Source organism: Grimontia sp. NTOU-MAR1 (genome assembly GCF_035758505.1).
Lineage (GTDB): Bacteria > Pseudomonadota > Gammaproteobacteria > Enterobacterales > Vibrionaceae > Enterovibrio > Enterovibrio marinus.
On record NZ_CP142108.1, the window covers coordinates 3,209,596 to 3,233,520 of the forward strand.

Here is a 23,925-nt window from a genome sequence, read left to right on the forward strand (position 1 = left end):
AGTTTGATATTTCAACCCATTGGACGCAAAAGCGGTTAAAAGAGAGCAATTTCTATGAGCAAACACGAAAAAGTCGGTACCTTGCTGTTGGCACTCAAAGACACGCTTGAAGAGCATGGTCACTGGCAAAGTGAGCCACCCTCGAGCGAGGCTCTTTCAAGCGTCGAACCTTTCGCGGTTGATACCTTAAGTTGTGCCGAATGGCTTCAATGGATTTTTATCCCGAAAATGGCGTTCCTGTTGCAACACGGACAGCCTTTGCCTGAGTCATTTTCTATTGCTCCTTATGTGGAAGAAGCAATGCGCGGTCAGGGAGGGTACGCTGACATTACCCGTGTTTCGCTGGACCTTGATGCCCTGTTTACACCGCAATAACCGCTTTTAATATGCAAACTGAACTAGAAATTATTTACCGTGATGAGTGGCTGATTGCCGTTAACAAGCCTTCAGGTATGTTGGTACACCGCTCCTGGCTCGACAAAGGCGAAACCCTCTTTGTCATGCAAACGTTACGAGACCAGATTGGTCAGCATGTTTTTCCACTTCACCGGTTGGACCGCCCAACCTCTGGTGTTTTGCTTTTCGCGCTGTCGTCCGAAATGGCCTCACAGATGATGCCAAAATTTGCTGGGCGCGACATTCACAAAACCTACCATGCGGTCGTTCGCGGCTGGATCAAAGAAGGCGCTATTCTGGATTATCCTCTAAAAGAAGAACTGGATAAGGTGGCAGATAAATACGCGACGGCTGAGCCTGAAGCCAAAGAGGCTGTCACTGAGTACCGACCGATTGCGCATGCGGAGTTACCTATCCCTGTGGGTCGCTACCAAAGCTGCCGTTACACGCTGGTGGAAATGAAACCACATACTGGACGTAAGCATCAGCTTCGTCGTCATATGCACCATCTGAGCCATCATATCGTGGGCGATGTAAATCATGGTGATGGTAGACACAATCGCCTGTTTCGTCGGGAATTTGAATGCCACCAACTGTTGCTTCATGCCTCACACTCTGAGTTTGAGCATCCTGTGACGGGTGAGAATGTTGTTGTTGATGCCAAGGTTGATGATGTCTGGCGACGGGTGTTGGAAGGACTGGGGTGGGGCAAAGCGCTCTGAGGAAGAGAAGGTCCTAGGGGCTGTTGACCTTTGGTGGTTAAATTTTGTTCTAGCTATAAGCGTTTTAGGCGCGGCGAGGTGTGTGCCGCCTAGTCATTCTAAGCAAGTACACCTCAACAAAGCGTAAAACGATTAGAGCAGAGCCCTTCGGGCAGCGTTTGTGGGGGATTTCTGCTGCGTTATCGGCTTCTCATGTAGGCTAGCTACACATCGAAGCCTCTGCCTTGCATAAAATCCCCACAAACTGCTGCAAAAATCACCACCAAAGGTCAACAGCCCCTGGGAGTCTAGATCCTAGGACCTTCTTGTTACAATTTTTCCAGATCGGCTTCGATCTCTGCGATCTTGCTGGCAACCACTTTTTCCAGATGGCGAAGGTCACGAAGGATCTTCTTCTTGGTGTCTTGCTCGGATTGTTCCTGACGCACAATCTTATCCAGCTCATCCACCACCAATGACAAGCTGCGGTTGATCTCTGTGACTTCGCGGAAGCGACCGCTACCACTGTCGACGACGACATTCTTACGTTGGCGTGGGTATTTGAACTTCACACTTTTAGCAAACAATTCACCTTTAGCTTTGTGAAAGTAAATCTTCAGCGTGTCTGAATTAGCTTCCTGACGCAGGGTGTAACGTTCGATGTTCTCTGGATTTTCGATACCGATGTTTTGCAGGTTCTGATACATAAACTACCCCTCTATTTCGTCAGATCAGACTACAGTTTCAATCACTTACTGCTCACTTTAGCAGCATCCTTTCTCTAGCCCCAACTACCGATATGATCAATGTCTGAGACTTGTGGTCAAGATCGCCCAACATGCTGACTGAGCGAAATTCTCTAGTTTTTTATTCCATTAACTCGCGTCATTTAAGGCATCAAATAATGCCTCTCTGAGCGTTTTCTGGACTTCATCTGATAAGGCCTGTCGTTCACCGTCAGTGACAATGAAAAAGTCTTCAGCACGTTCACCAATGGTGGTGATTTTTGCAGCCTGCAAGGAAACGCCTTCGCGGGCAAATACCGCTCCCACCCGTGCCAATAATCCTGGAGTATCCAGCGCGACCAACTCAAGTAATGTGCGACGTCCTGTGCGGGTTGGAAGGAAAGAGACCTGTGTTTTCACATTAAAGGCCATCAGCTTACGTGAAGCACGTTTGACCGGAATGGTAATCGGCCCGTCCTGAATGAGCGCCAGTGTGACACCTTCGCGGATTTTTTCATGGCGATCGGATTGTATTGCTTCGTTGTGTGAGTCCAGCACCATGAACGTATCCAGCGCAAAACCATCTTTACTGGTCATGATCTGCGCATCGTGAACGCTGAGGTTTTTCTTATCAAGTGCGGCCACCACTCGGGCAAACAGGCTTGGTCTGTCCTTGCTATAAACGAAAATCTCTGTACCGCCGCGGGTGGCATTTTTGCTCACCAGCACTAAAGGTTCATCACCTTCGTGGCTGAGGATATGCTCGCTGTGCCAGGCAATTTGTTTGTGGGTATGGCGCAAGAAGTAATCTGCTTTAAAACGTTGCCAAAGCAGTTCAATTTCGCGTGGCGTGTGTCCGTTTTTCCGCAGTAGCGCCGATGCGAGATGTTGGTTGTGACGAATGCGTTCACGGATGTCTGGCGGATTTTCCAATCCGCGGCGCAGCGCTTTCTGGGTGGAGTAGTAAAGCTCCGCCAAAAGAGTGCGCTTCCAACTATTCCAAAGCTCTGGGTTGGTGGCGTTGATGTCGGCCACCGTCAGACAAATCAGGTAGTCGAGACGCTCTTCATCACGTACCTTTTGCGCAAATTCGGTGATAACTTCCGGATCATAAATATCACGGCGTTGAGCGGTGACAGACATCAGGAGGTGGTTACCGACCAGCCAGCTGACAAGGTTCGCCTCTGGACGAGAGAATCCGTGGTCAATACAGAAAGTATATGCTTCTCCTGCACCAATCTCTGAGTGGTCGCCACCGCGGCCTTTACCGATGTCATGGAAAATCGCTGCGAGCAGCAAAAGCTCAGGCTTGGCGAGGCGAGGGTATACGTCGCAACATATAGGATGTTTCTCGCGGTTTTCCTCGTAGCTATAGCCATTGATGTGCTTGAGCAGACGGATAGTGTGTTCGTCCACGGTGTATGCGTGAAAGAGGTCAAATTGCATTTGGCCGACAATCTGACTCCATTGTGGTAAATACGCAGATAACACGCCGTGTTTGTGCATCAAGGGAAAGGCTTTGTGTAGCGCATTTGGGTGCCGGGTCAGCGAAATGAACTTCTCTTTCGCTTCTGGCACGTCGCACAGAAAACGGTTCAAACGACGGCGAGCGGTGCGAAGCTGTCTGAGTGTCGGTGCTGAGATAGATTCAATCGACTTGTCATTGGCAATGTGTAGGAACATATCAATGATGGTGTCAGGACGTGCCTGGAACAACGCAGGCTTGCGCGCTTCAATCTGACGGCCATGACGTTGGAAGTCATCGCTCAGCACTTCAATGGTTTTACTGTCGGGCTCGTTTTCAATTGCCTGTGCAAACAGACGGATCAGCATTTTGTTGAGTTCAGAAACTCTTCCCAGTGTGCGGTAGAAGTCTTTCATCATGAGCTCTATGCCACGGTTTCCTTCGCCTTGGTAACCGAGAGTTTCAGCAACAGAAGGTTGATGGGCGAAGGTGAGGCGGTTGTCATAACGACGAAGTTCAAGGTGCAGGGCAAAACGGATGCGCCACAGCATCGTCTGGCATTCATCTAACTCGCGGAATTCAGCGTCAGTCAGAAAGCCGTATTTGCTCATTTCTCGAAGGCTGGTGGCACCGAAATGACGGCGCGCAATCCAGCTCAGGGTATGAATATCACGGAGACCGCCCGGGCTGGATTTGATGTCTGGCTCCAGGTTGTAGGCCGTGTCATGGTATCGGGCATGACGCTCTTTTTGCTCTTTGACTTTGGCTTTGAAGAACCTTTCACTGGGCCAAAACTGCTCAGAGTGAATACGGTTTTTCAATTCGTGGAAGATTCTTTCACTGCCGCACAGCAATCTGGATTCCTGCAAGTTGGTGGCGACGGTCAAATCGTCTAGGCCGACATCCATGCACTCAGCGAGAGTGCGCACGGAATGGCCGACTTCCAGTTTTAAATCCCACAAAAGCGTGACGAATTCACTAAGGCGTGTTTGATAACTTTTATCTATGCCGTTTTCAGAGAGAATCAAAAGGTCGATATCAGAAAGAGGGTGAAGCTCTCTGCGTCCGTAACCGCCAACCGCGATCAGTGACAGGTTGGGATGATGGTGGAATTCAAAATGTTGCCACAGCCTTTCGAGTACGGCATCAATGTAATCAGAACGCTGGTATACCAAATCTGTCACAGATGCTCGGCCTAGAAACGCTGTCTTCTGTTGGTCGGCAAACAGTGCGAGCTGATTTTTGAGCTCGGTGAGATTGAGCTGCTCGGCAGTCAGTTCGCTGGGTGAGAGCAAAACGTCGTTCATTATCTTCCTTGATAAAAAAAGTCGGCACATTGGCCGACTCCTGTTTTTCAAATTATGCGTTGTTCAAAATGCGAGGCAGTTTTTCCTCACTGCGCAGAGTCAGGATTTCACAACCGCTATCTGTCACCAAAATGGTGTGTTCCCATTGCGCCGATTTCTTGCCATCAACGGTATATACCGTCCAGCCGTCGTCATCATCCAATAGCGTGCCGAATTTACCCGCATTGATCATTGGTTCGATGGTAAAGCACATACCTGCTTTTATTACGGTACGGTCACTGTTTTTGTAGTGCACCACTTGTGGCTCTTCATGGAACTCAGCACCAATGCCGTGGCCGCAGTAGTCTTTTACGATTGAGTAGCGGCGCGGACGGTTTTTGATGAATTTCTGGATCTCAGTACCAATATCGCCGATGCGTGCACCTGGTTTAACTTTCTTGAGTGCTTGGTAAAGGCTTTCCTGTGCAACGTGACACAGTGCTTTGTCTTCCGCAGACACTTCACCCACCATGAACATTTTAGAGGTGTCACCGTGATAGCCGTCTTTAATAACAGTGATGTCGATATTGATGACATCGCCATCTTTCAACACGTCAGTCTTGTTCGGGATGCCATGACAAACAACGTGGTTAATTGATGTGCAGATTGACTTTGGAAAGCCATGGTAGTTGAGCGGTGCAGGGATCGCTTGCTGTGTCTCCGTGATGTACTTGTGGCAAATATCATCCAGCTCTTCAGTCGTCACACCTGCTTTCACGTGCGGTTCGATCATCTCAAGCACTTCTGCCGCAAGGCGACCGGCCTCACGCATTTTTTCGATTTCTTCAGCCGATTTAATAGTGGCGCTCATTGCTTTCTCTCAGTTGGCTCCCTCATAGCAAGGGAGGAATTGACTGCTATTACTACATATTATCAATCGCATCGCCATGTGGGAACCTCACTTGGTGACTCACTGACTTTTTTATACTGGATTCACAGGCACGTTTTATGGTATAAAGCGCGCCGAAATACGCCTTAATGGTTAATCGGGTCTCCCGGTTCTTTTTAGGTGGTTTCGACAAACACTTATTTTTTAACACACACACATATCGGCACATGCTCCGGGGTGCCCTTTGAGGGTCGGATGTATGGGATATGTGGAGGCCTAACCCCAAGAGGAATTAAAATGGCTACTGTTTCAATGCGCGACATGCTGAAAGCTGGTGTTCACTTCGGTCACCAGACTCGTTACTGGAACCCTAAGATGAAGCCGTTCATCTTCGGTGCACGTAACAAGGTTCACATCATCAACCTAGAAAAAACTGTACCAATGTTCAACGACGTACTGGCTGAGCTGACCAAAGTTGGTGAGCGTAAGGGTAAAGTACTGTTCGTTGGTACTAAGCGTGCCGCTAGCGAATCTGTTAAAGCAGCAGCAGAAAGCTGTGATCAGTACTACGTGAACAACCGTTGGTTGGGCGGTATGCTGACTAACTGGAAAACTGTTCGCCAGTCAATCAAACGTCTGAAAGATCTGGAAACACAGTCAACTGACGGTACTTTCGAGAAGCTGACTAAGAAAGAAGCTCTGATGCGCACCCGTGAAATGGAGAAACTTGAGAAGTCTCTGGGCGGTATCAAAAACATGGGCGGTCTGCCAGACGCACTGTTCGTGATCGACGCTGATCACGAGCACATTGCGATTAAAGAAGCAAACAACCTGGGTATCCCAGTGTACGCGGTAGTTGATACCAACTCTGACCCAGACGGCGTTGACTTCGTTATCCCAGGTAACGACGACGCGATTCGCGCAGTTCAACTGTACCTGAACGCTGCAGCTCAGTCATACACTGAAGGCCGTAGCCAGGACATCGTAGCTCAAGCAGAAGACGAGCTGGTTGAAGTCGCTGAATAAGATACTTGCTCCTTGTGAGCGTTCTTAGCCATCAGACTGTCACAGACAGCACTGTAAGCTAAGTAGGTTAGCAGGGGCCAACTATGGGCCCCTGATTTTTACCCAAATAGTTTCGAATCGAGGAATGAACAATGGCTGTTACCGCTGCCCTGGTAAAAGAACTGCGCGAACGTACTGGCGCAGGCATGATGGAATGTAAAAAAGCGCTGGTAGAAACTAACGGCGACATCGAGCTGGCGATTGAAAACATGCGTAAGTCAGGCGCTGCTAAAGCTGCTAAGAAAGCAGGTAACGTAGCTGCTGAAGGCGCAATCATCATCAAAGAAGTTGATGGTGTTTCTGCTCTGGTTGAAGTTAACTGCCAGACTGACTTCGTTGCTAAAGACGGCAACTTTGCTGCTTTTGCAAACGCAGTTGCTGATGAAGCAGCGGCAACTAAAGCAACTGTAGAAGAGCTGCAAGCGAAGTTCGAAGACGATCGCGTAGCGCTGGTTGCTAAAATCGGTGAAAACATCTCTATCCGTCGCGTAGCTTACGTTGAAGGTTCAGCGATGGCTTCTTACCGTCACGGTGAGCGCATCGGTGTTGTTGTTGCTGGTGAAGGCGACGCAGAAACTCTGAAGCACATTGCAATGCACGTTGCTGCATCACGTCCAGAGTACGTAACTCCTGACGATGTACCAGCTGACGTAGTTGCTAAAGAGCGCGAAGTTCAAGTAGAAATCGCGATGAACGAAGGCAAGCCAAAAGAAATCGCAGAGAAAATGGTTGAAGGCCGCATGAAGAAGTTCACCGGCGAAGTTTCTCTGACTGGTCAACCTTTCATCATGGAACCTAAGAAATCTGTAGGTGACATCCTGAAAGAGAAAGGCGCTTCTGTTTCTACTTTCATCCGCCTAGAAGTGGGTGAAGGTATCGAGAAAGCTGCTGGCATGAGCTTCGCAGAAGAAGTTGCAGCCGCTCAGAAAGGTTAATACCTCTTTGAGACCCAAAAGACCGCAGAACCCTGCGGTCTTTTCACAATCCCATCCGTAGAAGTTAGTGCCTAAAGGTAGTGAGAATGACTACAAACCCAAAACCAGCTTATCAACGAATTTTGCTTAAATTGAGTGGCGAAGCGCTGCAAGGTAAAGAAGGCTTCGGTATTGATCCGGCTGTGCTTGACCGCATGGCACAAGAAATCAAAGAACTGGTTGAACTTGGAGTACAAGTTGGCTTGGTTATCGGTGGTGGTAACCTGTTCCGTGGTGCAGGCCTTGCAGAAGCGGGTATGAACCGGGTTGTGGGCGACCACATGGGTATGTTGGCTACTGTGATGAACGGTCTGGCTATGCGCGATGCACTGCACCGTGCCTATGTGAACGCGCGGGTGATGTCTGCTATCCCTCTGAACGGTGTGTGTGACAGCTACAACTGGGCGGAAGCTATCAGTCAACTGCGCAACGGCCGTGTGGTGATTTTCTCTGCAGGTACTGGTAACCCATTCTTCACCACAGATTCAGCAGCGTGTCTGCGTGGCATTGAAATCGAATCTGACGTTGTGATTAAAGCAACCAAAGTAGATGGCGTTTACACTGACGACCCAGCTAAAAACCCGGATGCAGAACTATACAGCCACTTGGTTTACCAAGACGTGCTGGAAAAAGAATTGAAAGTGATGGATTTGGCTGCCTTCACTCTGGCTCGCGATCACAAGATGCCTATTCGTGTTTTCAACATGAATAAGCCTGGCGCACTGCGTCGAGTTGTGATGGGTGAGCAAGAAGGCACACTAATTGATAACGGTTAATCAATTTTAGTGGCATAATCTCCATCGTTAGAAAAAAGAATCTTCAAGGATATTCTCGTGATCAATGAAATTAACGCAGATGCGAAAGAGCGCATGCAGAAAAGCGTTGAAGCGCTGAAGAACACTCTATCTAAAATTCGCACTGGTCGTGCGCATCCAGCACTGCTTGATGGCCTGTCTGTAGATTACTACGGCTCTGCAACTCCACTGAAGCAATTGGCTTCAATTGTTGCTGAAGATGCGCGTACTCTGGCTATCACTGTTTTCGATAAGTCTGTTACCCAAGCTATCGAAAAGGCGATCATGACTTCAGATCTGGGTTTGAACCCAATGTCTGCAGGTACCGTTATTCGCGTCCCATTACCGCCACTGACCGAAGAGCGCCGTCGCGATCTGGTTAAGATTGTTCGTGGTGAAGCTGAAGGTGGTCGTGTTGCAGTGCGCAACATCCGTCGTGATGCGAACAGCGATCTGAAAGGCTTGCTGAAAGAAAAAGAAATTTCTGAAGACGAAGAACGTCGTGGTCAGGACGACATCCAGAAACTGACTGATGCGGCTGTTAAAGAAATTGACACAATTCTTGAAGCCAAAGAAAAAGAGTTGATGGAAGTTTAATTCCGGCTACACTCTGATTCCATTGCCGAAGCGCTGTGCTAGCAGTACAGCGCTTTTTATTTGCGAAGGATAATGATGAGCTCCCAATCTTTCCATCAAGAAATCGATCCCAGCCTACTTCCCAAACACATCGCCGTCATCATGGACGGAAATGGTCGTTGGGCCAAAGCGCGTGGCAAAGCGCGTATGTTTGGCCACAAAGCCGGTGTTGACGCCGTTCGAAAAACTGTTTCAGCTGCTAATCGTCTTGGTATTCAGGTTTTGACCCTGTTTGCATTCAGTAGTGAAAACTGGCGTCGTCCAGAGGAAGAAGTCAGCCTGTTGATGGAGCTTTTTGTCACTGTGCTGGGACGTGAAGTGAAACGTCTTCACAAAAATGGCGTAAAGCTCAAGGTAATTGGTGATACCACGCGCTTTAGCCAGTCGTTACAAGATAAAATTGCCGCAGCGGAAGCTTTAACGGCTAACAATACCGGATTGGTATTGAACGTGGCTGCCAACTATGGCGGTCAGTGGGATATTATGCAGGCTGTTAAAAAGCTTGCTGCTCAGGTAGAGCGTGGCGAAATTCCTGCAGAGCAACTCACTGAAGGTGATCTTCAGGTGCACCTGTCTTGTTCTGGTCTGCCAGACGTAGATTTGATGATACGCACCAGCGGCGAATGCCGCATTAGCAACTTTATGCTGTGGCAAGCGGCCTATGCGGAGTTGTATTTCACCGAACAATTCTGGCCTGATTTCGACGAGACAAGTCTCACCGATGCTATTGCTTGGTTTATCAACCGCGAACGCCGATTTGGGTGTACCGGTGAGCAGATCAAGGCCATGTTACAAGTAGAAAAATAGAGGGTTTCGTTTGCTGAAACAACGTGTCTTAACGGCACTGGTACTGGCACCGCTTGTTATCGCCGGTATTTTCTTTTTGCCGTTACAACTTTTCGTGATTGCTGTGGCAGGCGTCACTTTACTTGGCCACTGGGAGTGGACCAAGTTTGTGGCTGCCTCGTCCCGTTTTAGCGCATTTGTTTTCCCTGCAATCATTCTTGTCGGTTCACTGTTTGCGTTACCTGTGACTCAAGATGGCTTTCAACTCACCGCCACAAGTGGCAGTGTGTTGGCGATTGCTGGTGCATTGTGGTGGCTGGCAGCCACTGTGATGGTGCTGCGCTATCCAAGAGGAACAGGTTGGTGGGGCGAGAGCAACGCGGTACAGCAAGGGTTTGGCGTACTGACGCTGCTCCCGTTCCTTTGGAGCGTTATTCTTCTGCGTGCCTATCACTTCGATGTTTCCCCTTACCTTGGCGCTAAGATGGTGCTTTTGGTTTGTTTGTTGGTTTGGTCTGCTGATACCGGTGCGTATTTTGCAGGTAAGACCTTCGGTAAGCGCAAAATGGCACCTTCGGTGAGCCCGAATAAAACGGTTGAAGGTCTGATTGGCGGATTGATCGCAGCAGTTGCTGTAACCTTGACCGCTGCCCAGTATTTCTCTATTCCTTTCTCCTCTCTTGCTATGTTAGGTCTTGTTGCTTTGATCACTTCCTTCGCCTCAGTTTTGGGCGACCTGGCGGAAAGCATGTTTAAGCGTGTCGCGGGTGTGAAAGACAGTGGCAGCATTTTGCCTGGACATGGCGGTATACTAGATAGAATAGATAGCCTGACGGCCGCATTCCCAGTATTCACCGTATTGTATTTCTGGCTTGCGTAACAAACTCACCGGCGTTTCGCCGGTGAGTTGTATTAAGGCTACGTGGAATAAAAATTAGAGTTTCCTATGCGTAAGATAACGATTCTTGGTGCAACCGGTTCGATTGGTACCAGCACACTCTCTGTGATTGAAAAGAATCCTCACGCCTACGAGGTATTCGCACTCGCAGCGAATGCCAACGTCAATGAGATGCTTCTTTTGTGCCTCAAGTGGCGTCCAAAGTTCGCCGCTATGGCAAATGCTGAAGCTGCCGTAAGTTTGCGTCTGGCTCTGAAAAATCAAGGCTGTCCAACAGAAGTGCTTAGCGGCATTGAGGGTCTCTCTGCGATTTCTGATCACACTGACGTTGATACGGTAATGGCAGCAGTTGTCGGCGCTGCGGGTCTCATTCCAACTATGGCGGCCGTGAAAGCTGGAAAGCGCGTTTTATTGGCAAATAAAGAAGCACTGGTGATGTCCGGGCAGTTCTTTATCGATGCGGTTCACCAATATAGTGCTGAACTTCTGCCAGTCGACAGTGAACACAATGCGATTTTTCAGTGTCTTCCTGCAAGCATTCAGTCCAGCCCAGGTATATGTAATCTGGGAGCAGAAGGCGTCAGTAAAATCCTTCTTACAGGCTCTGGTGGTCCATTCCGTTGCACAGACTTGGAACTTCTAGAGCGTGTGACACCTGCTCAGGCAATTGCGCATCCGAACTGGTCGATGGGGCCTAAAATCTCCGTCGACTCCGCCACCATGATGAACAAAGGTCTTGAATACATTGAGGCGCGTTGGTTGTTTAACGCCGGTCGTGAGCAGTTGGATGTTATTATCCATCCCCAGTCAGTGATTCATTCAATGGTGCAATACCGAGATGGCTCAGTGCTGGCGCAAATGGGTTTGCCTGACATGTGTACACCTATCGCTTACGCAATGGCTTATCCTGACCGTATTGAGGCGGGTGTGAAGCCTTTGGATTTCAGCGAAGTGGGTGAATTCACTTTCCTTAAACCTGATTTCAAACGTTATCCGTGTCTGAAGTTGGCCATTGACGCTTGTTACGTGGGACAAGCCGCCACCACCACATTAAATGCGGCTAATGAAGTGGGTGTTGATGCTTTCTTGCAGGGGCAAATCGGATTTATGCAGATTGCTGAGGTAAATGATGCTGTGCTACAACAGGCCGAGCTGTCGGAACCTTCTTGCATTCAAAGCCTCTTAGAAGTAGATGACAGAGCACGTGTCATTGCTCAGAAAAGGATCATGGAGTTAACACAATGAGCGCCATTCTTTGGAACTTGCTATTTTTCCTCATTGCTCTTGGTATTTTGATTGCAGTACATGAGTACGGCCATTTTTGGGTCGCGCGTAAATGTGGTGTGAAAGTTGAGCGCTTTTCGATTGGCTTTGGTAAGTCTATTTGGAAAAAAGTGGGCAAAGATGGCACTGAATATACATTAGCGATGATCCCATTGGGTGGCTACGTCAAAATGCTTGATGAGCGTGTAGACGACGTTCCTGAATCCCAGAAAGAGCAAGCATTCAATAACCGCCCGCTTTGGCAGCGTAGTGCGATTGTTGCTGCAGGCCCAGTGGCTAACTTCCTGTTTGCAATTGTGGCGTATTGGTTGGTGATGCTCATTGGTGTACCAGCGGTAAAACCGATTATTGGTGATGTTGCTCCCCAATCTATTGCCGCCCAAGCCGGCTTAGAGCCGGGAATGGAACTAACTGGGATCTCTGGTATCAAAACGCCAGATTGGGAATCAGTTAATTTCCAGTTGATCGCTCATATTGGTGACAGTGACATGACAGTGGCAGTCAAACCAGATGAAAATGCAGCATACGCAGTTGAGAAAAATCTGGATTTGACAACCTGGTCTTTTGACCCTGAATCACAGTCAGCGCTGCGCACTCTTGGAATGACACCTTACCGCCCAGAAATCACAAACGTGATTGCGAATGTGGTTGAAGGCAGCGCTGCTGAAAAAGCGGGGCTTCTCGTCAACGATGAATTGGTGTCTCTTGGGGGTAGCGCGGTAACCGACTGGACCGAAGTGGTTGAGACCATTCGTGCGAACCCTGAACAGGCTTTACCCTTGGTTGTTGAACGTGATGGTACAGCAGTATCTTTAATCTTAACGCCAGATGCCAATGTGCAGGATGGAAAGGCAACAGGCTATGCAGGCTTTGCCCCAGAGGTAGAGCCTTGGCCTGAGTCGCATCAATTGACGCTTCAATATGGCCCTTTGGATGCCATTCCGGCGGCCTTGGATAAAACCTGGCAGGTGGTGTCGCTCACCGCAGGTATGATCAAAAAACTGTTCACAGGTGACGTGGCAGTAAAGAATTTGAGTGGACCTATCTCAATTGCAAAAGGTGCAGGGATGACCGCAGACTTCGGTCTGGTATACTTTCTCGGCTTTCTCGCACTAATCAGCGTTAATTTAGGCATTATTAACCTGTTACCGTTACCGGTTCTTGATGGCGGACACCTGTTGTTTTTTGGTATTGAAGCCGTGACACGTCGCCCCGTCTCTGAACGAGTGCAGGATATGGGATATCGGGTAGGTACAGCAATTATTATGACTTTGATGGCTGTAGCGATATTTAACGATTTCGCCCGACTATAAACATTCAGCGTTTAGCAAGGAAATGTCAGAGCAAGCAATGGCGATGAAAAAACTTCTATTAGCCTCTCTTCTATTCTCAAGTTCTGTTACGGCCGATGAGTTCGTGGTGGAAGATATTCGTTTTGAGGGGCTTCAACGCGTCAGTCTCGGTGCTGCATTACTCTCAATGCCAGTGCGGGTTGGCGATAACATCGACGTAGGCGATGTTTCCGGGATCATTAAGTCCCTATTCTCAACAGGCAGCTTCGAAAATGTACGTGTCTTTCGTAATGGTGATGATCTACTGGTTAAAGTCATCGAGCGTCCAACGATTGCCAGCGTTTCTTTCTCTGGTAACAAAGCCATTAAAGAAGAACAGTTGGAAGAGAATCTTTCGGCTTCTGGTCTGAGGGTTGGTGAGTCATTGGATCGAACCAAGCTCTCTAACATCGAAAAAGGTCTGGAAGATTTCTACTACAGCGTAGGTAAATACAATGCTGTAGTTGATACGGTTATCACTCCTCTTCCGCGCAATCGTGCAGATGTGAAATTCGTTTTCACTGAAGGTGTTTCTGCCAAGATCCAACAGATTAACTTTATTGGGAATGTAGTTTTTTCCGATGAAGAACTAAAAAACAATTTCAAGCTCCGAGCGGATGTGCCGTGGTGGAACTTTCTGGCAAACGAGCAGTATCAGAAGCAGGCTCTGGCGGGAGACTTGGAAAATCTCCGCTCTTTTTACCTCAATCGTGGTTACCTGAAATTTCGCGTCGAGTCAGCCAGTGTTTCTATTTCTCCTGATAAAAAAGGTGTTTACATCACGCTGAATATCAATGAAGGCGAACCGTATACCGTTGCAGATGTTAGCTTCCGTGGGGGTAAAGAAACGGTAGGCTTTGCGGCTTTGGTTCCTTTCGAAGACGGTGAGACTTATAGCGGCCAGAAAGTGACTCGGTTGGAAGATGAAATTAAACGTAAGCTCGGTGAGCAAGGTTATGCCTATCCTCAGGTTTCCACCATTCCTGAATTTGATGATGAAGCCAAAACGGTTGCCCTAAACGTCAACGTTGATCCGGGTAAACGTATCTATGTTCGCAACATCAAATTCTCTGGTAACCAAATTACCAAAGACGAAGTGCTGCGCCGCGAAATGCGACAGATGGAAGGCTCTTGGCTGAATTCTAAATCGGTTGAGACCAGTAAAGATCGTTTGAACCGTCTGGGCTTTTTCGAAACCGTGGATGTTCGGACTTCCCGGGTACCGGGTACTGATGATCAGGTAGATGTCGAGTATGTCGTTAAAGAAACCAACTCTGGCAGTGTGAATTTTGGTATCGGTTTCGGTACCGAGTCAGGGATCAGTTTTCAGGCAGGTCTCCAGCAAGATAACTTTGCCGGTTCAGGTAACCGTTTTGGTGTCAATGCGATGATCAATGATTACCAAAAGAATCTGACGCTGGATTATCGTGACCCTTACTTTACTCTGGATGGCATTAGCCTTGGTGGGCGTATTTTCTTCAATGAGTTTGAAGCCTCTGATGCAAACATCGTTGACTACACGGATAAAAGCTACGGAACCAGCCTGACCTGGGGTTTCCCGTTTGACGAAATCAACTATTTTGATTTCTCTGTGGGCTACACCCACCGTCAGATTGAAAACTTGGGTGGCTATTACCAGATTCAAAAATTCCTCGACTCTATGGGCGACAGCGTGACAGATGATGGCAGTCTCGTCGTCGATGATTTTGACTGGTCGGTAAGTTGGACACGAAACAACTTGAATCGCGGCTTCTTCCCAACAGCGGGTAACTATCAGCGCGCATCATTCCGAATGACAGTGCCGGGTTCTGATACCCAGTATTTCAAAGCGCAGTATGATGTTCGCCAATACTTCCCTCTGGATGACGCACATAACTTTTCGTTCTTAATGCGCGGACGCTTAGGATACGGAAATGGTTATGGTAGCAATGACGAAAATGATTACCTGCTGCCATTTTATGAAAATTTCTATGCAGGTGGTTATTCAACGCTACGTGGTTTCCGTTCAAATACGGCGGGCCCCAAAGCGGTATATGACCAAGGTGCGGGGAACAACCCTGCACTGGTAGGTAGTAACGATTCTGTAGGTGGTAACGCGATTGCTTTAGCCAGCGCAGAGCTGATCTTCCCAATGCCATTTGTCTCAGAGGAGGCGAGAAGTGCTATCCGAACCAGTGTGTTTGTCGATGCTGCTTCAGTGTGGGATACCGAATATGACCTGAATGATGCGCGCGTCATCAGTGGTCAGGAATATATTTACGATTACAGCGATCCATCGAACTACCGTGCTTCTTACGGTGCAGCGATTCAGTGGAGATCCCCGATGGGACCACTGGTATTTTCGCTGGCAAAACCAATCAAGAAATACGAGGGTGATGATGAAGAATTCTTCACCTTTACGATCGGCCGTACGTTCTGATTTCAACGTTAGGAGAAAAGTTTGAAACCTATTATCAAAGCTGCAGGCCTGAGCCTCGCTATTATTACTGCATCTTTCTACACTACTGCTGCAGAAGCAGCTCAAAAAGTGGGCTATGTGGCGACTGGGCCTGTGCTGGCGCAAATGGCGAAAAAAAGTAATGTTAGCGAGAAACTTCGCAAAGAATTCAAAGACCGCATTGCAGAAGTCGATCGTTTGAGAAGTAAGCTGGAAAAAGGTGTTGAGAAGCTGCAGCGCAATGGTGAACTGATGAGCGACGCAGAGCGCACTAAGCTTCAGCGTGAGCTGCAGGCTTTGGACGCAGATTTTAAACTGAAAGCGAAAAACCTTCAGGAAGACCAGCGTAAACGTGGTGCAGAAGAAGAGCGTAAGCTTGTTCAGAAGCTACAGAAAACCATTGAAACAATTGCCAAGAAAGAAGGCTATGACATGGTTATCAATAGTCAGGCTGTGATGTACGCAAGCCCGAAAGACGACCTGTCAGAAAAAGTCCTCAAAGCAGTGAAATAAGTAAGGTAGAAAATGGCTTCTATTACGCTCGCTGAATTAGCGGAAAAACTGGGTGCAGAACTGCACGGTGATGGCAGTGTGCAAATCAGTGCCATCGCAGGTATGGATAAAGCTGGCGAAGGGCAGATTACATTTCTTTCGAGCAGCAAATACCGCAAACACCTTGCCGAAAGTCAGGCAAGTGCTGTGATGGTCAAGGAAGCCGACCTAACATACTGCACCGGAAATGCGTTAGTGTTGAAAGACCCGTATCTGGGATATGCATTAACTGCACAATTGCTTGATACCACACCTGCCTGTGCAGTTGATATCGCACCTAGTGCGTATGTTTCCCCAGCTGCGAAACTAGGTAATGGTGTGTCTGTTGGTCACAATGCAGTGATTGAAGACGGCGTAGAGCTCAGCGACAACGTGCAAGTCGGCGCCGGCTGCTTCGTAGGTAAAGATACCAAGTTAGGTGCCAATACCCGTCTTTGGGCAAACGTGACGGTTTACCACAATGTAGTGATAGGCGAGTCCTGTCTTGTGCAATCGGGTGCAGTCATTGGTTCTGATGGCTTCGGTTACGCGAATGACAAAGGTCGCTGGGTGAAAATCCCTCAGGTCGGTCGTGTGGTGATCGGTGATCGTGTTGAGATTGGTGCTTGTACCACCATCGACCGTGGTGCGATTGAGGACACGGTGATCGCAGATGGTGTGATTATCGACAACCAGTGTCAGATCGCTCATAATGTTTCGATCGGTGAAAATACAGCCATTGCAGGAGCAACCACAATGGCTGGTAGCCTTAAGATCGGCAAGCACTGCATTATTGGTGGTGCGACCGTCATTAATGGCCATATGGAAATTACAGATGGTGTCACGATCACTGGCATGGCGATGGTGATGCGACCTATCACTGAACCTGGTATGTATTCTTCAGGTATTCCACTCCAGACCAACAGAGAGTGGCGTAAAACTGCTGCTCGCGTTCTGAAAATTGAAGACATGCATAAACGATTGAAAGCCGTTGAAAAACAGCTAGAAGACAGCGAGTAATAGCCGCCCGCGATGGCCTACCCTGATGGTTTTTGTCGATAAATAATCGAATGAACCTGCAGTGTGGGCCATTTGTGTTATCAGCCAATTCAACGACAAATAATAAGTATTTCATACGGGAATAAAACTTTGAGTCGCGAAAATAAAATCCTGACAGTTAACGAAATTAAAGAACTGCTGCCACACCGCTATCCATTTCTGCTGATTGACCGTGTTACTGATTTCGAAGAAGGTAAATACCTTCACGCGATCAAGAATGTCTCTGTTAATGAGCCTCAGTTCACAGGCCATTTTCCACAATTGCCAGTATTTCCGGGTGTATTGATCCTGGAGGCTATGGCACAGGCAACGGGTCTTTTGGCTTTTAAGACCTTCGGCCAGCCAAAAGAAAACGAACTGTACTACTTTGCCAGTGTCGATAATGCAAAATTCCGTGCACCGGTAACACCGGGTGATCAGATGGTTCTGGAAGTGGAATTTATTAAAGAACGTCGTGGTATCGCAGCATTCACAGGCGTTGCTAAAGTTGATGGAAAGGTTGTTTGTTCAGCTGAGCTGAAGTGTGCCAGAAGAGAGTTCTAATCGTGATTCATGAAACCGCGCAAATCCACCCAACGGCTGTTGTGGAAGAAGGTGTAACCCTTGGCGCAAACGTCAAAATTGGTGCCTTTTCTTTCATTGGCACTGATGTTGAAATCGGTGAAGGTACCGAAGTCAAAACACATGTTGTGATCAAAGGGCCAACAAAAATTGGCTGTAACAACAAAATTTATCAATTCGCTTCTATTGGCGAAGAGTGTCAGGATCTGAAGTATGCGGGTGAACCCACTACGCTGATCATCGGTGATCGCAACACCATTCGTGAAAGCGTGACCATGCACCGTGGCACCATTCAGGATCAAGGTATTACTAAAGTAGGTAGTGACAACCTGTTCATGATCAATGCACACGTTGCACATGACTGCGTGATTGGCGATCGCTGTATCTTCGCGAACAATGCAACGCTGGCTGGCCACGTAACAGTGGGTGATTATGCGATTGTTGGCGGCATGACCGCGATTCACCAATTCTGCACTATCGGCAGTCATTGCATGCTGGGTGGTGGTTCGATTGTGGTTCAGGATGTTCCTCCTTATGTGATGGCTCAAGGTAACCACTGCGCACCATTCGGTATCAATGTGGAAGGCCTGAAGCGCCGTGGCTTTGAGAAGAGTGCGATTAAAGCCATCCGCGCTGTTTACAAAGAGCTTTACCGCTCAGGTAAAACATTGGAAGAAGCCAAGAAGCAGATCCTTGACATGTCCAATAACGAACAGGCTTTGCAGCTGTTCGTAGAGTTTTTCGAGAACTCAAGACGAGGCATTATTCGCTAATGGCTAAGCCACTTCGAATTGGAATTGTCGCCGGGGAAATCTCCGGCGATATTTTAGGTGCCGGTTTTATCAAGGCAATCAAAGCCAAACATCCTGACGCCGAATTTGTGGGCATCGGAGGCCCTCGCATGAAGGCATTGGGCTGCGAAACACTGTTTGACATGGAAGAGTTAGCCGTGATGGGCATTGTTGAAGTGCTCGGCCGACTGTCGCGATTACTCAAAGTGAAGCGCGAACTTGTTGACAATTTCACCGCCAATCCCCCTGATGTATTTGTCGGTATCGATGCGCCAGATTTCAATCTGCGGCTCGAAAAAGACCTCAAAGACAATGGAATCAAAACCGTTCAATACGTGAGCCCAAGTGTTTGGGCGTGGCGTCAGAAACGCATCTTTAAAATCGCCGCAGCCACCGATTTGGTGCTGGCACTCCTGCCTTTCGAAAAAGCTTTTTACGACAAGTTTGACGTTCCTTGTGCGTTTGTGGGTCATACCATGGCGGATGATATCCCGATGGTGAGTGACAAAACTGCGGCCAAAACCCTTTTGGGACTACAGCAGGATAAGCGCTATCTCGGTGTGTTGCCGGGAAGTCGTGGCGGTGAAATGAAGCTACTTGCGCCGACCTTTATTGAGACATGCAAGTTGCTTAAAGAGAAATATCCTGATCTTGGTTTTGTTGTAGCGCTGGTCAATGAAAAGCGCCGTGTGCAATTTGAAGAGGCGTGGCAGGAAACTGCTCCAGATTTGGATTTTGTCCTGGTGGACGATACGGCGCGCAATGCCATTACAGCTTCCGATACGGTGCTGCTGGCTTCTGGCACGGTCGCACTTGAGTGTATGCTGGTGAAGCGTCCCATGGTCGTCGGGTACGAAGTCAATGCGATCACCGCTTGGATAGCTAAGCGCATGGTTAAGACTGAGTTCGTTTCCCTGCCGAATATCCTTGCTGGTCGCGAACTGGTGCCGGAGCGACTTCAGGAAGCATGTATACCGGATACTTTGGCGGCTGACGTTTCACGCTTTCTCGACAGTAACAATGAAGCTTTGATGGCAGAATTCACCCACTTGCATGAAGTTATCCGCTGTAATGCTGATAAAACATCCGCTGATGCAGTACTGAACTTAATAGGACGGTAGTCGATGGACTTCGAACCCTTTGTGTATCCTGACGCTAAGCTAATCGCTGGCGTTGATGAAGTCGGCCGTGGCCCACTGGTGGGCGCTGTTGTGACGGCTGCTGTCATTCTCGATCCCAACAAGCCAATTGAAGGGTTGACCGACTCCAAAAAACTGACCGAAAAGAAACGTGCTGTGCTTTTTGAACAAATCAAAGAAAAAGCATTGGCGTGGTCATTGGGCCGAGCTGAGCCAGAAGAGATTGATGACATCAATATTCTCTCCGCCACCATGCTCGCTATGGAGCGCGCGGTAGCAGGCTTGAGCATCAAACCTGACTTTGTGTTGATTGATGGCAACAGAGTACCAAAGGGGCTCAATATCCCTGCAGAGGCGGTCGTGAAAGGTGATCTTCGTGTGGCTGAAATCAGCGCAGCTTCTATTCTGGCCAAGGTTGTTCGCGACCGGGAGATGGAAGAGTTAGACGCTCAGTACCCGCAATACGGCTTTGCCAAGCATAAAGGCTACCCAACCAAGACGCATTTTGAAGCGCTTGCTGAACATGGTGCTATCCCTGCGCATCGAAAGAGCTTTAAACCTGTTAAGAACGCGCTCGGCATTGCATAATGTTTCCAGGGAGGGTGCTAACTCTCCCTAAACCTACAAAATAAATCAGTAACGTAAGAGTACTATGTCAGACCCACGCTTTATTCACCTTCGTGTTCACAGTGACTTTTCCATGGTCGATGGCCTCGGCAAGGTACCGCCATTGGTCAAAAAAGTCGCCGAGTTAGGTATGCCTGCTATGGCATTAACTGACTTTACTAACCTTTGTGGCTTAGTGAAGTTCTACAACACGGCGCAAAGTACGGGTGTGAAGCCGATTATAGGCGCTGACTTTAAAATGCAGACAGACACTTTTGGTGATGAACTTTGCCAAATTACGGTGCTGGCTGCAAACAACGTCGGTTATAAAAACCTTACATTACTGATTTCAAAAGCCTATCTTCGTGGTCATATCCAGCACCAGCCGGTGATTGATTACCAATGGTTGGCTGAGCTGAAAGACGGTTTGATTATCCTCTCCGGTGGTAGGAACGGGGATGTGGGTAAGTCGTTGTTGAAGGGGAATATGGCAATGGCGGCAGAATGTGCCGCGTTTTATCAGGAGCACTTTCCTGATGCCTACTACATTGAGCTGATGCGAACGGGTCGCCCAGATGAAGAGGCTTACCTTCACTTCGCGCTCGACTTTGCAGCTGAACAAGATCTTCCTGTCGTCGCGACCAATGAAGTCTGCTTCCTGACTGCGGATCTGTTTGATGCCCATGAAATCCGAGTCGCGATCCATGATGGTTACACACTTGAAGATCCCCGCCGCCCGAAAAACTACAGCCCGCAGCAGCATCTCCGCTCAGAAGACGAGATGTGCGAGCTGTTCCATGATATTCCTGAAGCGCTAGCCAACACAGTAGAAATTGCTAAGCGCTGTAACGTCACCGTTCGCCTCAACGAGTACTTCCTGCCCGCCTTCCCAACCGAAGGTATGGAAGAAACCGAATTTTTGGTGATGAAGTCTCGGGAAGGTTTGGAAGAGCGTCTGGAATTCTTATTCCCGGATGAAGAAGAGCGTTTAAAGCGTCGACCTGAGTACGATGAGCGTCTTGAAGTCGAACTGGAAGTGATCAACAACATGGGGTTCCCTGGTTACTTCCTCATCGTTATGGAGTTCATCCAGTGGTCGAAAGACAACGCGATTCCTGTTGGTCCGGGCCGTGGTTCCGGTGCTGGCTCCCTGGTGGCCTATGCGCTTAAAATCACCGACCTTGACCCACTGGAATACGATCTGCTGTTCGAAAGATTCCTTAACCCTGAACGTGTTTCCATGCCTGACTTTGACGTTGACTTCTGTATGGATAAACGCGATCAGGTGATTGATCACGTCGCCGAAATGTATGGGCGTGATGCGGTATCCCAGATCATTACCTTTGGTACCATGGCTGCCAAAGCAGTAATCCGTGATGTGGGTCGTGTACTCGGTCACCCGTATGGTTTTGTCGACCGTATTTCTAAATTGGTACCGCCCGATCCGGGGATGACCTTGGAAAAAGCCTTTGTAGCTGAGCCGCAGCTGGGTGAAATCTACGAAGCGGATGAAGAAGTCCGCGAGCTTATCGACACCTGCCGTATTCTCGAAGGCTGTACACGAAACGCCGGTAAGCACGCAGGTGGTGTGGTTATCTCACCAACCACCATTACTGATTTCGCACCGATCTATGCCGATGCGGAAGGGTATTTTCCGGTTACCCAGTTTGATAAGAACGACGTAGAAACGGCGGGTCTCGTGAAGTTTGACTTCTTGGGCCTTCGTACCCTGACTATCATCGACTGGGCATTGGGACTGATCAACCCACGTTTGGAGCGCAGCGGACAAGAGCCTGTGCGCATCGAGTCGATTCCCCTTGATGATATGGCTTCATTCCGCGTATTGCAGAATTCAGAAACTACGGCAGTATTCCAGCTCGAATCACGGGGCATGAAAGAGCTGATCAAGCGCCTTCAACCTGACTGTTTCGAGGATATCATCGCACTGGTCGCCCTGTTCCGGCCTGGCCCACTTCAATCTGGTATGGTGGATAATTTTATCGACCGTAAGCACGGTCGCGAAGAGATCTCTTACCCTGATGCGACCTGGCAGCATGAGTCACTGAAAGAAATTCTGGATCCAACCTACGGCATCATTCTTTACCAAGAGCAGGTGATGCAGATTGCTCAGGTGCTGTCTGGCTATACCCTTGGTGGTGCAGACATGCTCCGCCGTGCAATGGGTAAGAAAAAGCCAGAAGAGATGGCGAAGCAGCGCGCAACGTTTGAGAGCGGTGCAATCGCTAATGGTGTAGACGGCGAGCTGTCGATGAAGATCTTCGACCTGGTGGAGAAGTTTGCGGGTTACGGCTTCAACAAATCGCACTCCGCAGCTTACGCGCTGGTTTCTTATCAAACGCTTTGGCTGAAAACACACTATCCGGCGGAATTCATGGCAGCGGTAATGACCGCGGATATGGATAACACTGACAAGATTGTTGGTCTGGTGGAAGAGTGTCGTCGCATGAAACTGACCATGTTGCCACCGGATGTGAACGCGGGTTTATATCGCTTTAACGTCAACGAAAAAGGCGAGATTGTTTACGGCATCGGTGCGATCAAAGGTGTGGGTGAAGCGCCAATTGAAAATATCATCAAAGCGCGTCAAGAAGGCGGTTACTTCCGCGACCTGTTCGACTTCTGCGCTCGCATCGACACCAAGAAGGTGAATAAGCGTGTCATTGAAAAACTGATTCAATCAGGCGCCATGGACCGACTAGGCCCTCACAGAGCGGCGATGACGGCTTCTTTGGATGATGCGCTGAAATCAGCAAGCCAACACCACCAGGCAGAAGCTTTTGGTCAAACTGATATGTTCGGTGTACTGACGGATGCACCGGAAGAAGTTGAGCACAAATACGCGAAAGTGCCACCTTGGCCAGATAAAGTTTGGCTGGAAGGTGAGCGCGAAACTTTGGGGCTTTACCTTACAGGGCACCCCATCAACAGCTATGTGAAAGAGCTTAAGCATTACATTACCTGGCGCCTTGAAGATGCCCATGCGACCAAACGAGATGTGATCTCGACGGTGGCGGGTCTTGTGATTGCAGCGCGTGTGATGACAACCAAACGTGGCACACGTATCGGTATCCTGACACTGGACGATAGATCGGGTCGCATGGAAGTGATGCTGTTCTCAGATGCGCTGGAAAAGTATCTGGATCTTATAGAAAAAGATAGAATTTTAGTGGTATCGGGACAGGTCAGCTTTGATGACTTCAACGGTGGCCTTAAAATGTCGGCACGAGAAGTGCTTGATATATCCCAAGCGCGTGAAAAGTACCTACGTGGTCTTGCTATCTCAGTGACCGACAGGCAAATTGATAACAAATTTTTTGAAAAATTCAGCGATATACTGGAACCACACCGGGCAGGAACGGTTCCGGTAAACCTTTACTACCAGCGTGACGATGCTCGCGCCAAGTTGGTCTTAGGTACGGAGTGGCGAATTACGCCAGATGACAAGCTGATCGATGATCTAAAAACGCTGCTCGGCGATAAACAGGTCGAGCTGGAATTTGATTGATACTTCGGCCCCGGCAGGAATGCGCGGGGCTATGTTATTACTTAA

The 23,925-nt window shown here is 48.7% G+C and carries 21 protein-coding genes; 18 read left to right on the plus strand and 3 right to left on the minus strand.

Annotated features, from left to right (window positions below):
* Positions 1-54 precede the first annotated feature (54 nt).
* Both VP504_RS14910 and truC read left to right on the plus strand, forming a co-directional pair.
* Positions 55-375: a YqcC family protein gene (locus VP504_RS14910; protein ID WP_325891863.1), complete on the plus strand. Its 321-nt coding sequence runs from the start codon at positions 55-57 to the stop codon at positions 373-375.
* Positions 376-386: 11 nt separating this feature from the next.
* Complete coding sequence (truC, locus tag VP504_RS14915; protein ID WP_325891864.1) at positions 387-1,118, plus strand: tRNA pseudouridine(65) synthase TruC; 732 nt, start codon at positions 387-389, stop codon at positions 1,116-1,118.
* 308 nt (positions 1,119-1,426) lie between these two features.
* Here truC and VP504_RS14920 read toward each other — a convergent pair whose 3' ends face one another.
* From VP504_RS14920 to map, 3 genes are all read right to left on the minus strand, one after another.
* On the minus strand, positions 1,427-1,804 hold the full coding sequence (locus tag VP504_RS14920; protein ID WP_251877774.1) for a DUF3461 family protein: 378 nt from the start codon (positions 1,802-1,804) through the stop codon (positions 1,427-1,429).
* A gap of 168 nt (positions 1,805-1,972) precedes the next feature.
* Entirely contained in the window at positions 1,973-4,594 is a 2,622-nt protein-coding gene (glnD, locus tag VP504_RS14925; RefSeq protein ID WP_325891865.1) for a bifunctional uridylyltransferase/uridylyl-removing protein GlnD, read from the minus strand.
* A gap of 52 nt (positions 4,595-4,646) precedes the next feature.
* The gene (gene map, locus VP504_RS14930; RefSeq protein ID WP_325891866.1) at positions 4,647-5,444 is read right to left on the minus strand and encodes a type I methionyl aminopeptidase; all 798 of its coding nucleotides are present in this window, start codon (positions 5,442-5,444) and stop codon (positions 4,647-4,649) included.
* 315 nt (positions 5,445-5,759) lie between these two features.
* Here map and rpsB point away from each other — a divergent pair, with 315 nt between their 5' ends.
* The 16 genes from rpsB (at position 5,760) to dnaE (ending at position 23,880) form a co-directional block, all read left to right on the plus strand.
* On the plus strand, positions 5,760-6,488 hold the full coding sequence (rpsB, locus tag VP504_RS14935; RefSeq protein ID WP_002536376.1) for a 30S ribosomal protein S2: 729 nt from the start codon (positions 5,760-5,762) through the stop codon (positions 6,486-6,488).
* Between the two features lie 131 nt (positions 6,489-6,619).
* Positions 6,620-7,462 carry a translation elongation factor Ts gene (tsf, locus tag VP504_RS14940; RefSeq protein WP_325891867.1) on the plus strand — a complete coding sequence of 281 codons (843 nt, stop codon included), beginning with the start codon at positions 6,620-6,622 and terminating at the stop codon, positions 7,460-7,462.
* A gap of 86 nt (positions 7,463-7,548) precedes the next feature.
* Positions 7,549-8,277: a UMP kinase gene (gene pyrH / locus VP504_RS14945; protein WP_062667595.1), complete on the plus strand. Its 729-nt coding sequence runs from the start codon at positions 7,549-7,551 to the stop codon at positions 8,275-8,277.
* A 57-nt stretch (positions 8,278-8,334) separates the two neighbouring features.
* Positions 8,335-8,892 carry a ribosome recycling factor gene (frr, locus tag VP504_RS14950; RefSeq protein ID WP_002536380.1) on the plus strand — a complete coding sequence of 186 codons (558 nt, stop codon included), beginning with the start codon at positions 8,335-8,337 and terminating at the stop codon, positions 8,890-8,892.
* 75 nt (positions 8,893-8,967) lie between these two features.
* Complete coding sequence (locus VP504_RS14955; protein WP_002536381.1) at positions 8,968-9,738, plus strand: isoprenyl transferase; 771 nt, start codon at positions 8,968-8,970, stop codon at positions 9,736-9,738.
* Positions 9,739-9,748: 10 nt separating this feature from the next.
* Positions 9,749-10,597, plus strand: coding sequence for a phosphatidate cytidylyltransferase (locus tag VP504_RS14960; RefSeq protein ID WP_325891869.1), 849 nt, complete (start codon positions 9,749-9,751; stop codon positions 10,595-10,597).
* Between the two features lie 66 nt (positions 10,598-10,663).
* On the plus strand, positions 10,664-11,860 hold the full coding sequence (ispC, locus tag VP504_RS14965) for a 1-deoxy-D-xylulose-5-phosphate reductoisomerase (RefSeq protein WP_325891870.1): 1,197 nt from the start codon (positions 10,664-10,666) through the stop codon (positions 11,858-11,860).
* Positions 11,857-13,212 carry a sigma E protease regulator RseP gene (rseP, locus tag VP504_RS14970; protein WP_325891871.1) on the plus strand — a complete coding sequence of 452 codons (1,356 nt, stop codon included), beginning with the start codon at positions 11,857-11,859 and terminating at the stop codon, positions 13,210-13,212. Before ispC ends, rseP begins: the two co-directional genes overlap by 4 nt.
* Positions 13,213-13,249: 37 nt before the next feature.
* Complete coding sequence (bamA, locus tag VP504_RS14975) at positions 13,250-15,649, plus strand: outer membrane protein assembly factor BamA (RefSeq protein WP_325894058.1); 2,400 nt, start codon at positions 13,250-13,252, stop codon at positions 15,647-15,649.
* A gap of 21 nt (positions 15,650-15,670) precedes the next feature.
* A complete protein-coding gene (locus VP504_RS14980; RefSeq protein ID WP_325891872.1) occupies positions 15,671-16,180 on the plus strand; it encodes an OmpH family outer membrane protein in 510 nt (169 codons plus the stop codon).
* A gap of 12 nt (positions 16,181-16,192) precedes the next feature.
* Entirely contained in the window at positions 16,193-17,218 is a 1,026-nt protein-coding gene (gene lpxD, locus VP504_RS14985) for a UDP-3-O-(3-hydroxymyristoyl)glucosamine N-acyltransferase (protein WP_325891873.1), read from the plus strand.
* Positions 17,219-17,347: 129 nt separating this feature from the next.
* Positions 17,348-17,800, plus strand: a complete 453-nt coding sequence (fabZ, locus tag VP504_RS14990; RefSeq protein ID WP_325891875.1) for a 3-hydroxyacyl-ACP dehydratase FabZ — start codon at positions 17,348-17,350, stop codon at positions 17,798-17,800.
* A gap of 2 nt (positions 17,801-17,802) precedes the next feature.
* The gene (lpxA, locus tag VP504_RS14995) at positions 17,803-18,591 is read left to right on the plus strand and encodes an acyl-ACP--UDP-N-acetylglucosamine O-acyltransferase (protein ID WP_325891876.1); all 789 of its coding nucleotides are present in this window, start codon (positions 17,803-17,805) and stop codon (positions 18,589-18,591) included.
* Positions 18,591-19,730, plus strand: a complete 1,140-nt coding sequence (lpxB, locus tag VP504_RS15000) for a lipid-A-disaccharide synthase (RefSeq protein ID WP_325891877.1) — start codon at positions 18,591-18,593, stop codon at positions 19,728-19,730. Before lpxA ends, lpxB begins: the two co-directional genes overlap by 1 nt.
* A gap of 3 nt (positions 19,731-19,733) precedes the next feature.
* Positions 19,734-20,336 (plus strand): ribonuclease HII, encoded by a 603-nt coding sequence (gene rnhB, locus VP504_RS15005; protein WP_325891878.1) that lies wholly within the window; start codon positions 19,734-19,736, stop codon positions 20,334-20,336.
* A gap of 64 nt (positions 20,337-20,400) precedes the next feature.
* The gene (gene dnaE, locus VP504_RS15010) at positions 20,401-23,880 is read left to right on the plus strand and encodes a DNA polymerase III subunit alpha (RefSeq protein WP_325891880.1); all 3,480 of its coding nucleotides are present in this window, start codon (positions 20,401-20,403) and stop codon (positions 23,878-23,880) included.
* The last annotated feature ends 45 nt before the right edge of the window (positions 23,881-23,925 follow it).